This window comes from Pyxidicoccus trucidator (assembly GCF_010894435.1).
Lineage (GTDB): Bacteria > Myxococcota > Myxococcia > Myxococcales > Myxococcaceae > Myxococcus > Myxococcus trucidator.
Genome location: NZ_JAAIXZ010000008.1, coordinates 189,248 through 203,230 on the forward strand (window position 1 = coordinate 189,248; position 13,983 = coordinate 203,230).

The following is a 13,983-nucleotide window of genomic DNA, read 5'->3' on the forward strand; positions in this document are numbered from 1 at the left end:
CGAGCGGCGGCGGTGCGCCTGCCCGCCCGCTCACTGAAAGCGTTGCGGCGCGGCCCGTGTGGCATCATGCCCTCCCTGTATGGAGCCCCACCGCCGCGTCGCGCTCGTCCTCAGCTACCAATACCCGGGCAAGTACGCCTTCACCGTGCTGGCCGGCGCCGTGGAGTCGGACCCGGCGCTCGCGGACGTGTCGCTCCACTTCCCACGAGACCGCGAGACGCTCCTCGCCACCGTGCGCGAGCGCGCCGACGCCGGGGACACCGTGGTGGCCGCGTGGTCCTTCTACTCGGCCAGCTTCGGCCCCGCGGTGGAGGAGCTCGCCTGGGTCCGTGAGCGGCTGGACGGGCGGAGCGTGCTCTGCATCGCTGGCGGCGTCCATGCCACCGCCGAGCCCCTCCAGACGCTCCAGGCCGGCTTCGACGTGATTGCCGTGGGCGAGGGCGAGCACTCCCTGCGCGAGTTGCTCGGCCGCGTGCTGCGCGGTGAAGACCCGCGCGCCACGCACGGCGTCGCGTACCTCAAGGACGGGAAGCTGGCGCAGAACGGCCGGGGCGAGGGCGTCCAGCTCGACGACTTCCCTCCCTTCGCCGCGCGCAACGCCATGTACGGCGCCATCGAAATCACGCGCGGCTGCATCTACGCCTGCCGCTTCTGCCAGACGCCCTTCATGAGCAAGGCGCGCTTCCGCCACCGCTCCGTGGCCAACGTGGCGCACTGGGCGCGCGAGCTGCGGCGCTCGGGCCGGCGCGACATCCGCTTCATCACCCCCACGTCCATGTCCTACGGCACCGCGGACGAGTCCGTGAATCTGTCCGCCGTGGAGGAGTTGCTCGCGGCGGTGCGCGAGGCCATGGCTCCCGACGGGCGCATCTACTACGGCACCTTCCCCTCCGAGGTGCGCCCCGAGCACGTCACCCCCGAGGCGCTGGCGCTGCTCAAGCGCTACGTGCACAACGACAACCTCATCATCGGCGGGCAGTCCGGCTCCGAGCGCATCCTCCAGAGCACCCGCCGGGGCCACGACGTGGAGACGGTGGTGCGCGCCACCCGCCTCGCGGTGGAGGGAGGCTTCGTGCCCAACGTGGACTTCATCCTCGGGCTGCCCGGCGAGGAGCCCGCGGACGTGGACGCCACCGTGGCCCTCATGGAGCGGCTGGCCGCGCTGGGCGCCCGCGTGCACGGGCACACCTTCATGCCGCTGCCCGGCACGCCCTACCGCGACGCCCCCGCCGGCCGGGTGGACGGGGAGACGCAGCGCAAGCTGGATCGGCTCGCCTCGCAGGGCCGGCTGTATGGCCACTGGAAGCACCAGGCCGTGCTGGCCGAGGGCATCGTCTCGCGCCGCAAGCCCCGGGCGAATCGGGCCTCCACCCCCTGAGCCCGGCACTTCCTCGGGCCCGCGTCCCCCGAGGCGTTTAGGATGGGAGCGCGATGTCTTCCGACCAGGCTCCTCCCTATTGGGTCCTCATCTCCGTCCTGTTCAGCTCCCAGCCGCTGACGCCGGCGCTGGCGATGACGCTGCACCAGGCCGCCTACGAGCTGCACCAGCGCGGTGACGGGATGAAGGAGGTGGCGGGCGACATGCTGAGCGGCCGGGTGGTGAACCTGCGCAAGGACGTGTCGCTGGGTGGCATCTACGGCCCGGCCTTCGAGGCGGAAATCGACACCGAGCGGGGCTCGGGCGTGGTGCGCTTCGTCCTCACCCGCCAGGGGCTGGAGATGATGAAGCAGCAGCCCGCCGAGCCGCCCCGGCCGAAGTACCTCAACTAGTCCAGCGGGGGCTCGTCAGGCGGCTCGCTCCCTGCGCGGGGTGGGCGTCCGTCCCCACCTTCGAGGCAAGGCGTCAACGTCCCCTTCCCGAAGGAGCCCCGCATGGACCCGAAGGACGAATACCTCAAGCGCAGCGTCGGCATCCCCCTGGACCCCGCGAAGCAGAAGGACCCGGAGGCGGCGGGGGACGAGGTGCCCGCCGAGGGCCGCGCCGAGTACCTCAACGACATCTCCGAGCAGCACGGCGGTCAGCGCACCGAAGCCAGCCTGCCGTGGAACGGCACCTCCGAGATTCATGAGGAGTACCGGAAGAAGTACGACAAGAGCAGCAACAAGAAGAAGGGCTAGCCAGGGCCCCTGTAAATCGAAAGGGCGGGGCCACCACTCGCGTGGTGCGCTCCCGCCCTTCAGACCTTCGACTCGAGGAACAGCTCAGGTGTCGAGGCTGATCTTGTTCTTGTTGCCCATGTGGATGATGGAGTTGCCCAGCGTCGCGGCGGAGAGCGCGGCCAGGTCCATCATGGCCTGCTCCTGCTTCGCCTGCTCCGAGCCCGGCTGCGCGGTGGTGGCACCCTGAGTCTGCGCCGCGGCGCCCTCCGGGGCGATGGGCTTGCGGCCCACGGCCGACAGGTAGGAGTTCATCAGCCCGCTGTGCGGCGAGCTGCCCACCGACGCCAGCGCCGAGGACACCACGGCGCCACCGGACATCATCAGCGGGTCGCCCGGCCGGTTGGCCGCCGCCGACATCCCGCCCTGCTGCACCAGCGAGCCGAAGCCCGTGCGGGAAGGGCCGCTGCTGGCCTGGGTGGCGGGCGTCTGGACCCGGGGACTCGTGAAGGAGTTGATGCGGCTCATGGCGGCTCCGTCGCGGCCCGGGGAGCGCACACCTCGCGCGCTTCAGGCCTCTGATCCACATTATCGCCCGGACCGGCCGGAAGTTGCGTCCCCCCGAAAAAGGCCGAAGGCCGCGGACTTACGGGCGTGCTGCCCGCCGTCCACGGCCTCCGGGTGTGGCTTTCCGGGGCCCTTCAGGCCCCCGGGAGTCCTAGAACTGGTGCGCCTCGGTGGACTCGTGCAGGGCGAGCGTGCTGGCGTTGCCGCCGGAGATGACCTCGGCCACCTGGTCGAAGTAGCCGGTGCCCACCTCGCGCTGGTGGCGCGTGGCGGTGTAGCCGTCCTTCTCCGCGCTGAACTCGGCCTGCTGCAGCTCGCTGTAGGCCGCCATTCCGCGGTCCTTGTACTTCCGGGCCAGCTCGTACATCGCGAAGTTCAGCGCGTGGAAGCCGGCCAGGGTGACGAACTGGAACTTGTAGCCCATGGCGCCCAGCTCACGCTGGAACTTCGCGATGGTGGCGTCGTCCAGGTTCTTCTTCCAGTTGAAGGACGGCGAGCAGTTGTAGGCCAGCAGCTTGTTCGGGTACTTCGCGCGGATGCTCTCGGCGAACTTCTTCGCCTGGGCCAGGTCCGGGGTGCTCGTCTCGCACCACACCAGGTCCGCGTACGGGGCATACGCCAGGCCGCGGGCAATGGCGCAGTCCAGGCCGCCGTTGAGGCGGTAGAAGCCCTCGGGGGTGCGGCCGCCCTTCTTGTCGATGAAGGCGTGGTCGTATTCGTCCGCGTCGCTCATCAGCAGCTTGGCGCTGTCCGCGTCCGTGCGGGCGACGACGAGCGTGGGCACGTCCATGACGTCCGCCGCCAGGCGCGCCGCCGTCAGGGTACGGATGAAGTGGCTGGTGGGCACCAGCACCTTGCCGCCCATGTGGCCGCACTTCTTCTCGCTGGCCAGCTGGTCCTCGAAGTGGACGCCCGCGGCGCCCGCCTCAATCATGCTCTTCATCAGCTCGAAGGCGTTGAGCGGGCCGCCGAAGCCGGCCTCCGCGTCCGCGATGATGGGCGCGAACCAGTAGCGGTCATCGCGGCCCTCCGCGTGGTCAATCTGGTCCGCGCGGCGCAGCGAGTTGTTGATCTTCTTCACCACGGCCGGGACGCTGTCCACCGGGTAGAGGCTCTGGTCCGGGTACATCTGCCCGGCCGAGTTGGCGTCCGCCGCCACCTGCCAGCCGGAGAGATAGATGGCCTTGAGGCCCGCGCGGACCATCTGCACCGCCTGGTTGCCCGTGAGCGAGCCCAGCGCGTTGATGTAGTCCTCGGTGTGGAGCAGCTCCCAGAGCTTCTTGGCGCCCATCTCCGCCAGCGTGTAGCTCACGGTGATGGAGCCGCGCAGCTTCTCCACATCCTTCTGCGTGTAGTTGCGGGTGATTCCCTCGAAGCGCTGGGCGTGGAGCTTGGCGTGAGGGGAGGCTTCGGTGGTCGTCGGCGTGGCGTCGTACATCGCAGGCTCCTCGCTACAGTTTGAAGTGGTTGACTGAAGGTGCTGCTGGGTCATCCCCGCGAGTCCAGGGCCTCGTAGGCCGGCAGGGTCAGGAAGTCCTCGAAGGTGGACGCGGTGGACAGCTGCTCGAAGAGGACGCGGGCGCGCTCCAGGTGGGCGGCGCCGTAGCGCTCCCTCGCGCCCTCCTTGTCGATGCGAGCCATCTCCTCGACGAGCAGCGTGCGGAACAGCTCCGCCGTCACCTTGCGGCCGTCGTCCAGCGAGGCGTCGTGGTGAATCCACTGCCACACCTGGGCGCGGGAGATTTCCGCGGTGGCCGCGTCCTCCATCAGGTTGTAGAGCGGCACGCAGCCCAGGCCCCCCAGCCACGCGGCGGTGTACTGGATGCCGACGCGGATGTTGTGGCGCAGGCCGTCCTCGGTGCGCGTGCCGGACGGCACCTTGAGCAGCTCCGCCTCGCCGATGCGCACGTCCTCGCGCTTGTTGGCGAGCTGATTGGCGCCCTTCATGTGCTCGTCGAAGATGGCCTTCGCCACCGGCACGAGGCCCGGGTGGGCCACCCAGGTGCCGTCGTGGCCGTTCTTCACCTCGCGCAGTTTGTCGGTGCGGACCTTCTCCAGCACCGCCTCGTTGGCCGCCGCGTCACCCTTGATGGGGATGAAGGCCGCCATGCCGCCCATGGCGTGCACGTTGCGGCGGTGGCAGGTCTGGATGAGCAGCTGCGAGTAGGCGTTGAGGAACGCCTTGTCCATCGTCACCTGCCCGCGGTCGGGCAGGACGACGCCGGTGTCCGACTGGAGCGTCTTGATGAAGCTGAAGATGTAGTCCCAGCGGCCGCAGTTGAGGCCGGCCGAGTGCTCGCGCAGCTCGTAGAGGATTTCGTCCATCTCGAACGCGGCGGGCAGCGTCTCGATGAGGACGGTGGCCTTGATGGTGCCGCGCGGGATGTTCAGCTCCGACTGGGCCAGGTGGAACACGTCGTTCCAGAGCCGGGCCTCCAGGTGGCTCTGCATCTTCGGCAGGTAGAAGTACGGGCCGGTGCCGCGCGCGAGCTGCTCGCGGGCGTTGTGGAAGAAGAAGAGGGCGAAGTCGAAGAGGGAGCCGGAGATGGGCTTGCCGTCGATTTCGACGTGGCGCTCGGGCAGGTGCCAGCCGCGGGGACGCACGAAGAGGACGGCCGGCTTCGGGTTGAGGGCGTAGTGCTTGCCCCCCTCGGCGGTGAAGCTGATGGTGCGGCGGACGGCGTCGCGCAGGTTGAGCTGCCCGCGCACCACGTTGTCCCAGGTGGGGCTGTTGGCGTCCTCGAAGTCCGCCATGAAGACATTCGCGCCCGAGTTGAGCGCGTTGATGATCATCTTCCGCTCCACCGGGCCGGTGATTTCCACCCGGCGGTCCTGGAGGTCCTCGGGCAGCGGAGCCACCGTCCAGTTCCCCTCACGGATGGCTTTCGTCTCCGGCAGGAAGTGGGGCCGCTCGCCCTTGCGCCACGCCTGCTGCACCACCTTGCGGCGCTCCAGCAGGGCCTCGCGGCGCTCTCCGAAGGTGCGCACCAGCTTCGCGACGAACTCCATCGCCTCGGGGGTGAGCACCTCGGCGTAGTCGGGGTGCCAGGGCCCCTTCACCACCACGCCCGCGCCGAAGGCCGGGGTCTGCTTCGAAGGGGCTGCGGGGCTCATCCGGACTCCTTGGCTTGGTGCGTTGTAAATCGGTTCGACGGTTCGGAAAATGGATCTTCCGAGGGAGGAATGGAAGTGCTGGTGAAGTTCTGCCTGCTTGCCTGTAATCCTGTCAACAGGGATGGGATTAAATCTGTAAATCAACAAACGCGCTGTGGGCAACCCACCCACCCGGAGGGGGCGAGCGGGGGCGCAATCGGGAGCGCCAGCCTCCGTAGGTAGGAATGCGGGCCGCTGACGCCAAGGGGGCCCGCAGAGGAGTGACGCACCATGGACGCAATGAAGCGCTGCACGGCTTGCGCGGAGGAGATGAGGGTGGAGGCCCGGAAGTGCCCGCACTGCGGCTCGCGCACGGAGCCACTGCACCGGGACGTCGAGGGGCGGAAGCTGTTCGGAGTGTGCGCCGCGCTCGGCCACCACTTCGACGTGGACCCGGCCCTGGTGCGCGTGGGCTTCGTCGTGGCGCTGGCCGTGTCCTTCGGTACCGCGATGCTCGTGTACCTGCTGCTGTGGGCCTTCACGCCGCCTTCCCTCCACGGGACGGCCCCCTTGCAGCGCACCGTGGACTGGCTCGGCGGCCTCGGCAACGCCGACTCCCCCGAGGTCGAGAAGCGCGTCTAGGCGCTCCGGTTGTGGTGGGAGTGCTCACGGGACAACGGTAGTCAGGCGGGGCTCGTGGTCGCGAGCCCGGCCTGTTATTCGCTGACGCCCCGCCTTCCACCCTTTCGAGGAGTCCCGCGCGTGAGCACGAAGAACGTTCGCATCGAGAAGGACACCTTCGGCCCCATCGAGGTGCCCGCCGAGCGCCTCTGGGGCGCGCAGACGCAGCGCAGCCTCCAGAACTTCGCCATCTCCACCGAGCGCATGCCGCCCGCGCTCATCCGCTCGCTCGTGCTGGTGAAGAAGGCCGCCGCGCTGGTCAACATGGAGAACGGCTCCCTGTCGCGCGAGAAGGGCGAGGTCATCGTCAAGGCCGCCGACGAGGTCCTCGCCGGCCAGCACGACGGCGAGTTCCCCCTGAGCATCTGGCAGACGGGCAGCGGCACCCAGACGAACATGAACTGCAACGAGGTGCTGGCCAACCGCGCCTCGGAGCTGCTCGGCGGCGAGCGCGGCGAGGCCCGCAAGGTCCACCCCAACGACGACGTCAACAAGGGGCAGAGCTCCAACGACGTCTTCCCCACCGCGATGAGCGTGGCCGCCGCCACCGCCCTCGTCGAGCACGTGCTCCCCGAGCTGAAGTCGCTCCGCGAGGTGCTCGCGGAGAAGTCCCGCGCCTTCAAGGACATCGTCAAGATTGGCCGCACCCACCTCCAGGACGCGACGCCGCTCACCCTGGGGCAGGAGCTCAGCGGCTACGTGGCCCAGTTGGAGCACGCGCGGGGACACCTGGAGCGGACCCTGCCGCACCTGTACGAGCTGGCCCTGGGCGGCACCGCCGTGGGCACCGGCCTCAATGCGCCCAGGGGCTACGCCGAGCGTGTCGCGAAGGAGATTGCCCGCCTCACCGGCCACCCCTTCGTCACCGCGCCCAACAAGTTCGAGGCGCTCGCCGCCAACGACGCGCTCGTCCAGGCGCACGGCGCCCTGAAGGGCCTGGCCGCGGTGCTCTTCAAGGTGGCCAATGACGTGCGCTGGCTGGCCTCCGGGCCCCGCTCCGGCCTGGGAGAAATCACCATTCCGGAGAACGAGCCGGGCAGCTCCATCATGCCGGGCAAGGTGAACCCCACCCAGAGCGAGGCGCTCACCATGCTGTGCGCCCAGGTGATGGGGAACGACGTCGCCGTCACCGTGGGCGGCGCGTCCGGCAACTTCGAGCTGAACGTCTTCAAGCCCCTCATCATCCACAACACCCTGCAGACCTGCCGGCTGCTGGCGGACGGCATGCGCAGCTTCCGCCTCAACTGCGCCGTGGGACTCGAGCCCAACATGCCGCGCATCCGGGAGAACCTGGAGCGCAGCCTGATGCTCGTCACCGCCCTCAACCCGCACATCGGCTACGACAACGCGGCGAAAATCGCGAAGAAGGCCCACAAGGAGGGCAAGACGCTCAAGGAGGTCGCCGTCGAGCTGGGCCTGCTCACCGCGGAGCAGTTCGACCAGTGGGTCCGCCCGGAGGCGATGACGGGGCAGAAGGACTGATTCTCGCGCGCTCCCGCTTCACCGCGCCGGGGCGTGTGCGGGAAGGTGGGCCTGACCTCCAGGCCTCGAAGGCCTCGCCCTCCTTCCGGGGAGGCAGGCCCCAAGCGTGGTGCAGCGCACGCTCCGGGAAGAAGGGACGGGCGCGTCGGGGGGAGGGAGATTAGGGTACTGAGGCCATGAACGTCCCCTTCGTCATTGAGACCACGCACCGCGGCGAGCGGGCGTACGACCTCTACAGCCGGCTCCTCAAGGACCGCATCATCATGCTGGGCACGCCCGTCAACGACGACGTGGCCAACATCATCGTCGCCCAGCTCCTGTTCCTGGAGTCCGAGGACCCCGACAAGGGCATCAACCTCTACATCAACTCGCCCGGTGGCTCCGTGACGGCGGGCCTGGCCATCTACGACACCATGCAGTACGTGAAGTGTCCGGTGTCCACCATCTGCGTCGGGCAGGCCGCGTCCATGGGCGCGCTGCTGCTGCTGGCCGGGGCCAAGGGCAAGCGCTACGCGCTCCCCAACAGCCGCATCATGATTCACCAGCCGCTGGGCGGCGCGCAGGGCCAGGCCACGGACATCGACATCCAGGCCAAGGAAATCCTCCGCCTCCGCGCCTACATCAACGGCCTCATCGTGAAGCACACGGGCCACACCATCGAGCGCATCGAGAAGGACACCGAGCGCGACTACTTCATGAGCGCCGAGGATGCCCGGCAGTACGGCCTCATCGACGAGGTGGTGGAGAAGCAGCGCGTCATCACCCCCACCCCGGGGAAGTAGGCTCCCGCCGCCCCCGCTCCAGCCGAGCGGGGGCCGGGCCGACCGGGTTCGCTCCAGGCAGGGCGAGGCCGCCCGCCCCCGGTCATACGTAGCTTGAGGCGTGGCCGTGGTGGTGCACCTGCCCGGCGCCTCGCATTCCCGCCATTTTCGTGGCGCAGGCTCCGCGCTGGAGGCCCTGGCAGGCGCAGGTTCTGCGCGGTCCGCGCGCCCGCTCCCTCGGCTGCGCGTGGCATGGCGCATGCTCAAGCTTCAGGCATGCCCCCGCCCCGCATACTCCTGTCCTTCGCTTCGCTCGTGCCCGCGCTCGTGGCCGGCCTCGCGTGCGGTACGACGCCCACGGGCCGCCCGCCCGAGCCGCCCTCGGCGTACACCATCCAGCAGGAGCTCGGACAGCGGGACGTCATCCAGGCGGGGCAGGAATACGCCCGGCACAACAGCCTCCTGGTGGCCGAGGCCAGTGAGGCCATCGAGATACGCCCCAACTACTGGCGGCTGCGCTTCGGGCTCCCGGACCAGCCTGGCCGCCTGCTGGAGCTGGAGTTCGACGAGCTGGCCCGCCGCGTGACGCGCGCCCAGGAGATTGAAGTCATCCCGCGTGACCTGCCCAGCGACGCGGCTGTGGGCGGGAGCGGAGACCCGGGCAGCAGGGGCCCCATTCCCTGACGTCAGGTGGCCGGGCTCTCGTGGCCGGTGTCTTCCGCTTCAACGAGGCCGGTCGGCAGGCCATCGATGCTGAGCAGGTTCTTCTGGTGCCGGTAGGTCTTCAGCCCCTCCGGGCCCTTGGCCTCGGCCCACTTCGTGAGCGTGGGACGCTCGCCGCCGTACTCGTAGAGCGGGACGCCATAGCCGCAGGAGGTCTGCACGAGCTCGAGGTCGAGCCACACCATCTGCCGGGCGCCCACGGGCTCCACGCCGCCGAAGTCGGAGGCCAGCAGGCGGGTGTACTCGGGGCCGCCACGAGGAAGCACGCGGCCGCGTCCGTAGAGGCGCAGAATCAGGGGCGGCCCCTCGAAGGCGCAGAACATGAGGGTGAGGCGCCCGTCCGCCAGCAGGTGCGCCGCCGTCTCGTTGCCGCTGCCGGTGCGGTCGAGGTAGGCGACCGCCGTGTCACTGAGGATGCGGAGCGCGTCGAGCCCCTTGGGCGAGAGGTTCACATGCCCGGTGGACGCGGCGGAGGCGGTGAAGAACAGCCGCTGGCGCTGGATGAACTCACGGTGGGTGGGCTCGAGGTGCGGGAACTGTTTCGCCACGACTGCGTTCCTCCTGCCGCGAGCGAGGTGCCACGCCGCGGTCGTGGGCATGCTAACGGCCGCGTCGTCCGCCCCGCCAGACTTCAGGGGATGACGCGGCGCCGCCGGAAGTCGTCGAAGATGCGCAGGAACATCGCCTCGGTGTCCACGTACTCGTGGAAGCCGAACCGGCGGGCCTTGGTGCCGTCGGCAATCACGTCGTAGTCCCAGGCGAAGACGAAGTCGCCGAAGCGCCAGGACGACACGTCCTTGTAGGGGTGCCGCTCCAGCCCGTGCTTCTCCTGCATGGCCTTCCACAGCGGCTCCTTGTCGGCCATGACCACGTCGAGCGACATCGGCAGCGGTGGGGCCACCTCCAGCTCGAAGTAGCGGGCGATTTTCGGCCACAGCTCGCTCCACCGGAACAGGTCGCCGTTGTTGATGTTGAAGGCCTGGTTGGCGCAGCGCTCGTCGGTCGCCGCCCACACGGTGGCCTTCGCCAGCAGGTCCGCGTCCGTCATCTCCAGCAGCTTGTCGTAGGCGCCCGGCTTGCCCGGGAAGCGCAGCGGCAGCCCCAGCTCCTTCGAGATGGCCGCGTACACGGCAATCACCATCGTCAGGTTCATCGGGTTGCCCAGTCCGAAGCCGCACACCACGGACGGGCGGATGGCGGACCAGCTCCACGCCTTGCCCCGCTGCCGTGACTCCAGGAAGGCCTGCTGGTCCACGTTGAACTCGGGCGGCATGTGGTGCGCGTCCGTCTCGCGGGCCGGCGTCTTGAACGGGCCCAGGTGCGCGCCGTAGACCTTGTAGCCCTGCATCAGGCTGACGTGCCGCAGGCCGGGGGCGATGGGCTCGAGGGCGTCCACCACGTTGACGAGCATGCCCAGGTTCGGCGGCACCAGCTCCGCCCAGGTGGGTCGGTCCTGGTACGCGGCGTAGAAGATGTGCGTGACGTGGGAGAGCGCGCCCAGCTTCTCGCGGGTGTCGTTCCGGTCGAGCAGGTCCACCGCGAGGTACCGGACGCGGCCCTCGGACGCGCCGCCCCGGCGCGACACGCCGATGACGTCCCAGTCGCCGAGCGCCGCGAGGTGGGTGACGAGGTTGCGGCCGATGACTCCCTGGGCTCCGACGACCAGGGCGACCTTGCGCTGCGTGCTCATGACTCACTCCTGTGGGAAGGGCGCCTGCCGTGCGGCGGTGGCGGAGGGGCCACGCACGGCGGGCGGGGAAGGCTGGCCTCGCGGCGACAACCGCGAACGCACCTGATAATGGGCGCGGCATCGCTCGTGGGCCATGCCGCCGCACGGCACAGGACTTGTGAGGTGAACTCACGATGGCGCGTCTGGACGTCAACCGCTCTGGGGAGATGGAGGTGTTCGTCCGGGTCGTCGAGCTCGGCGGCTTCTCCGCCGCGGCGCGCGCGTTCCGGATGACGCCTTCCGCGGTCAGCAAGCTCGTGGCACGGCTCGAAGGCCGGCTGGGCGCCCGGCTCATCAATCGCTCGACGCGGCGACTCCAGCTCACCCCCGAGGGCGTCACCTTCTACGAGCGGAGCGTCCGCGTCCTCGCCGACCTGGAGGAGGCCGAGCGTGGGGCCGCCACGAGCGCCGCGCCGCAAGGCCGCCTGCGGGTCAACGCCAGCGTGCCCTTCGGCACACACTTCCTGCTGCCGCTCGTTCCGGAGTTCCTCTCACTCCACCCCGCCATCACCCTGGACCTCGTCCTGACCGACGAGGTGGTCAACCTCCTGGAGGAGCGCACGGACGTGGCGATTCGCAGCGGGCCGCTCAAGAGCTCGGACCTCGTCGCGCGCAAGCTGGGCGAGACGCGGATGGTCGTCGTCGGGGCGCCCGCCTACCTGAAGCGCGTGGGGACTCCGGCGACTCCGAGGGAGCTGGAGCGGCACAACCTGCTCCGGTTCGGCTATGCGCGCGCGGTGGAGGGGTGGCCCTTCGTGCACCGTGGCGCCGAGGTGGTGATTTCCCCCGTCGGGAACGCGCAGGCGAGCAATGGCGAGGCGCTGCGGCAGCTCGCGCTCGGGGGGCTCGGCCTCGCGCGGCTCGCGGCCTTCCAGGTGAAGGACGACGTCGCCGCCGGGCGACTGGTGCTGGTGCTGGAGGACCACAACCCCGGGGACACCGAGGCGATTCATGCGGTGTTCCTCGGCGCGGGAGGGCCGCTGCCTCCCCGCGTGCGGGCCTTCCTGGACTACCTGTCCGCGAAGGTGCGGCTGGACTGACGGGCCCGGCGCACGCGGCGAATTCTTTCGCCCGCGCCTGAGACAATTTCCCGGTCATTACGTTTCCTGGATGTCCGCACCTGGAGACCCCGGACACGGGGCCCGGGCGGGGACGCCGCTGAAGTCCCTCGCTCAGCGGAGTCAGGAGCCCACGCCAGCGCCGCGCACGCGCTGTCTGGCGTTACGAGCCAGGTGACCGGGCACTCGTGTGCGCGCGAAGTCCCGGACGGCTGGCTCTCGTGGGGCTCCGCAAGAAACACCTCTCACGGCTGCACCCACCCCAGCGCCTGCCGGTTGGCGGATGCCTGGACCTCGTTTGTCAGGAGATGGCAATGAACATCAGACGCATGCTGCTTGTGATTGCAACGGTGGCGGTTTCCTCTCTCAGTGCCTGCGGCACGGACGGCTCCGAGACGGCCGCGGATGGCGCGACGTCCGTCGTCGACCCGGCCACCGGCGAGCCCGTGGCGACCAACTACCCCACGGACGCGAAGTTCGTCGACGTGTCCATGGAGACGGCCAGCTCCCCGCTGGTGTCGAGAATCTGCCCGGTGGATGACCCCTTCTGTGTGCCCCGCGAGTGCTTCCCCTGGGACCCGGACTGCATCTGCGACCCGGTGAACGACTTCGGCTGCGAGCCCTGCGACCCGACCAATGAGCTGGCGTGGTGCTACGAGCCGCCGCCCCCTCCTCCCTGCACGGCCGCGGACGGGCTCATCAGCCAGTACCGCGTGCAGCGCACGGGCCGTGAGGCGAGCGAGCAGGCCGAGGTCACCATCTTCGGGGGCAGCCGCTGCAACCGCTTCGTCGTCACCGGTATCGGTGGTGCCATCGTCTCCGACAGCAACTACGAGACGCTGCACATCGAGTACCGGCAGCTCTACGCGGACGGCACCATGGGGCCGCGCACCATCCACCGCACGGGCAGCAACCCCAACCGCATCCCGGAGGCCTGGGTGCAGGCGCCGGACGGCTACGCCATCGTGGGCGTGGCGGCGGGCCAGCAGAGCTCGCATGACCTGAAGACCCTCATCGGCTACTCCCGCCAGGTCGTGGTGACCTCGGCCGGCGTGCGCATGAGCGGCCCGTACCAGCCCATCCATGGCGGCGTGAACCCCTACGGCACGCTCGACTCCCTCGCCGTCAACCAGACGCCGAATGACAACGAGGTCTTCGTCGGCCTGGGCCTGCGGTCGGCCGTCCAGCAGACCAAGACCCTCGTCGCGTTCATCGGCACGCTCCCGTAGTCCGCACGCTCTCGGAGCGCTGACAGGGACCCGCGGCGGCGGTGTGGCCGCGGGTCCTCGTGGCGTACCCCTCCGCGGGTGGCCCTGAAGGGGGTGACGGCCCTTCAGGAGCCGTAGCGCTCAGCTGGGATGTCGCAGAAGAGCAGCTCCGCCGGAGCGCCCGTGCGGCCCACCAGCACCGCCACCTGTCCGTAGGCGCAGCCGAAGCGCTCGGCCTCCGCGCGAGGCAGGCCGGGGACGAAGAGGCTCTGCTCGGACCAGCTCCCGTCCTCCGCCTCGCCGATGGCCGCGGCCACCACCCAGCCTCCGGCCACCAACTGGGAGACGAGGCGCTCCTGCGCGCGGCGGTTCTCGTCCTCGCCGCGTGGGCGCGAGCCCGGGTTCCACGCCGTCAGGAAGCTCCACTCCCGGTGGCCGCGCGCCGCGAGCGCCGCGTCCAGTGCGGGGTGGAGCGCCCCCACCCGCAGGAGCAGCTCGTGCCCCCCGGTGGACGCATGGGGACGGACGACGTAGCGCGTCGTCCGGTAGGCCTCCATCAACCGCGTTCTCTCGGGATGGCTCAT

15 protein-coding genes are annotated in these 13,983 nt (G+C 69.7%); 9 read left to right on the forward strand and 6 right to left on the reverse strand.

The window, feature by feature from the left end:
* Nucleotides 1-79 precede the first annotated feature (79 nt).
* From G4D85_RS23120 to G4D85_RS23130, 3 genes are all read left to right on the forward strand, one after another.
* Nucleotides 80-1,378 carry a TIGR04013 family B12-binding domain/radical SAM domain-containing protein gene (locus G4D85_RS23120; RefSeq protein ID WP_164015506.1) on the forward strand — a complete coding sequence of 433 codons (1,299 nt, stop codon included), beginning with the start codon at nucleotides 80-82 and terminating at the stop codon, nucleotides 1,376-1,378.
* Between the two features lie 53 nt (nucleotides 1,379-1,431).
* On the forward strand, nucleotides 1,432-1,770 hold the full coding sequence (locus tag G4D85_RS23125) for a hypothetical protein (protein WP_164015508.1): 339 nt from the start codon (nucleotides 1,432-1,434) through the stop codon (nucleotides 1,768-1,770).
* 102 nt (nucleotides 1,771-1,872) lie between these two features.
* A complete protein-coding gene (locus G4D85_RS23130; RefSeq protein ID WP_164015511.1) occupies nucleotides 1,873-2,118 on the forward strand; it encodes a hypothetical protein in 246 nt (81 codons plus the stop codon).
* Between the two features lie 84 nt (nucleotides 2,119-2,202).
* On the opposite strand, the gene G4D85_RS23135 is transcribed toward G4D85_RS23130, so the two are convergent.
* The 3 genes from G4D85_RS23135 to aceB form a co-directional block, all read right to left on the reverse strand.
* Nucleotides 2,203-2,625, reverse strand: coding sequence for a hypothetical protein (locus G4D85_RS23135; protein WP_164015513.1), 423 nt, complete (start codon nucleotides 2,623-2,625; stop codon nucleotides 2,203-2,205).
* 190 nt (nucleotides 2,626-2,815) lie between these two features.
* Nucleotides 2,816-4,102 carry an isocitrate lyase gene (aceA, locus tag G4D85_RS23140; protein WP_164015514.1) on the reverse strand — a complete coding sequence of 429 codons (1,287 nt, stop codon included), beginning with the start codon at nucleotides 4,100-4,102 and terminating at the stop codon, nucleotides 2,816-2,818.
* 50 nt (nucleotides 4,103-4,152) lie between these two features.
* A complete protein-coding gene (aceB, locus tag G4D85_RS23145) occupies nucleotides 4,153-5,778 on the reverse strand; it encodes a malate synthase A (RefSeq protein WP_164015516.1) in 1,626 nt (541 codons plus the stop codon).
* A gap of 270 nt (nucleotides 5,779-6,048) precedes the next feature.
* Between aceB and G4D85_RS23150 the strand changes: the two genes are divergently transcribed.
* The 4 genes from G4D85_RS23150 (at nucleotide 6,049) to G4D85_RS23165 (ending at nucleotide 9,365) form a co-directional block, all read left to right on the forward strand.
* Complete coding sequence (locus G4D85_RS23150; RefSeq protein WP_164015518.1) at nucleotides 6,049-6,399, forward strand: PspC domain-containing protein; 351 nt, start codon at nucleotides 6,049-6,051, stop codon at nucleotides 6,397-6,399.
* Nucleotides 6,400-6,519: 120 nt separating this feature from the next.
* The gene (gene fumC / locus G4D85_RS23155) at nucleotides 6,520-7,920 is read left to right on the forward strand and encodes a class II fumarate hydratase (protein WP_164015520.1); all 1,401 of its coding nucleotides are present in this window, start codon (nucleotides 6,520-6,522) and stop codon (nucleotides 7,918-7,920) included.
* Between the two features lie 176 nt (nucleotides 7,921-8,096).
* On the forward strand, nucleotides 8,097-8,702 hold the full coding sequence (gene clpP, locus G4D85_RS23160) for an ATP-dependent Clp endopeptidase proteolytic subunit ClpP (RefSeq protein WP_164015522.1): 606 nt from the start codon (nucleotides 8,097-8,099) through the stop codon (nucleotides 8,700-8,702).
* A 255-nt stretch (nucleotides 8,703-8,957) separates the two neighbouring features.
* A complete protein-coding gene (locus G4D85_RS23165; protein ID WP_164015524.1) occupies nucleotides 8,958-9,365 on the forward strand; it encodes a hypothetical protein in 408 nt (135 codons plus the stop codon).
* Between the two features lie 2 nt (nucleotides 9,366-9,367).
* Here G4D85_RS23165 and G4D85_RS23170 read toward each other — a convergent pair whose 3' ends face one another.
* Nucleotides 9,368-9,952 (reverse strand): pyridoxamine 5'-phosphate oxidase family protein, encoded by a 585-nt coding sequence (locus G4D85_RS23170; protein ID WP_164015526.1) that lies wholly within the window; start codon nucleotides 9,950-9,952, stop codon nucleotides 9,368-9,370.
* 83 nt (nucleotides 9,953-10,035) lie between these two features.
* Entirely contained in the window at nucleotides 10,036-11,094 is a 1,059-nt protein-coding gene (locus G4D85_RS23175; protein WP_164015528.1) for an SDR family oxidoreductase, read from the reverse strand.
* A 173-nt stretch (nucleotides 11,095-11,267) separates the two neighbouring features.
* Here G4D85_RS23175 and G4D85_RS23180 point away from each other — a divergent pair, with 173 nt between their 5' ends.
* Nucleotides 11,268-12,173: a LysR family transcriptional regulator gene (locus G4D85_RS23180; protein ID WP_164015530.1), complete on the forward strand. Its 906-nt coding sequence runs from the start codon at nucleotides 11,268-11,270 to the stop codon at nucleotides 12,171-12,173.
* A 332-nt stretch (nucleotides 12,174-12,505) separates the two neighbouring features.
* Nucleotides 12,506-13,420, forward strand: coding sequence for a hypothetical protein (locus G4D85_RS23185; RefSeq protein ID WP_164015532.1), 915 nt, complete (start codon nucleotides 12,506-12,508; stop codon nucleotides 13,418-13,420).
* A 104-nt stretch (nucleotides 13,421-13,524) separates the two neighbouring features.
* Here the strand turns inward: G4D85_RS23185 and G4D85_RS23190 are convergent, their stop codons facing one another.
* The gene (locus G4D85_RS23190) at nucleotides 13,525-13,983 is read right to left on the reverse strand and encodes a DUF3293 domain-containing protein (protein WP_164015535.1); all 459 of its coding nucleotides are present in this window, start codon (nucleotides 13,981-13,983) and stop codon (nucleotides 13,525-13,527) included.

Coding starts and splice junctions, on each gene's coding strand:
- G4D85_RS23190 (WP_164015535.1), bottom strand. CDS start 13,983: ATGAGCCATCCCGAGAGAACGCGGTTGATGGAGGCCTACCGGACGACG.
- clpP (WP_164015522.1), top strand. CDS start 8,097: ATGAACGTCCCCTTCGTCATTGAGACCACGCACCGCGGCGAGCGGGCG.
- G4D85_RS23165 (WP_164015524.1), top strand. CDS start 8,958: ATGCCCCCGCCCCGCATACTCCTGTCCTTCGCTTCGCTCGTGCCCGCG.
- G4D85_RS23120 (WP_164015506.1), top strand. CDS start 80: ATGGAGCCCCACCGCCGCGTCGCGCTCGTCCTCAGCTACCAATACCCG.
- G4D85_RS23135 (WP_164015513.1), bottom strand. CDS start 2,625: ATGAGCCGCATCAACTCCTTCACGAGTCCCCGGGTCCAGACGCCCGCC.
- aceB (WP_164015516.1), bottom strand. CDS start 5,778: ATGAGCCCCGCAGCCCCTTCGAAGCAGACCCCGGCCTTCGGCGCGGGC.
- G4D85_RS23175 (WP_164015528.1), bottom strand. CDS start 11,094: ATGAGCACGCAGCGCAAGGTCGCCCTGGTCGTCGGAGCCCAGGGAGTC.
- G4D85_RS23185 (WP_164015532.1), top strand. CDS start 12,506: ATGAACATCAGACGCATGCTGCTTGTGATTGCAACGGTGGCGGTTTCC.
- G4D85_RS23180 (WP_164015530.1), top strand. CDS start 11,268: ATGGCGCGTCTGGACGTCAACCGCTCTGGGGAGATGGAGGTGTTCGTC.
- G4D85_RS23130 (WP_164015511.1), top strand. CDS start 1,873: ATGGACCCGAAGGACGAATACCTCAAGCGCAGCGTCGGCATCCCCCTG.
- aceA (WP_164015514.1), bottom strand. CDS start 4,102: ATGTACGACGCCACGCCGACGACCACCGAAGCCTCCCCTCACGCCAAG.
- G4D85_RS23150 (WP_164015518.1), top strand. CDS start 6,049: ATGGACGCAATGAAGCGCTGCACGGCTTGCGCGGAGGAGATGAGGGTG.
- G4D85_RS23125 (WP_164015508.1), top strand. CDS start 1,432: ATGTCTTCCGACCAGGCTCCTCCCTATTGGGTCCTCATCTCCGTCCTG.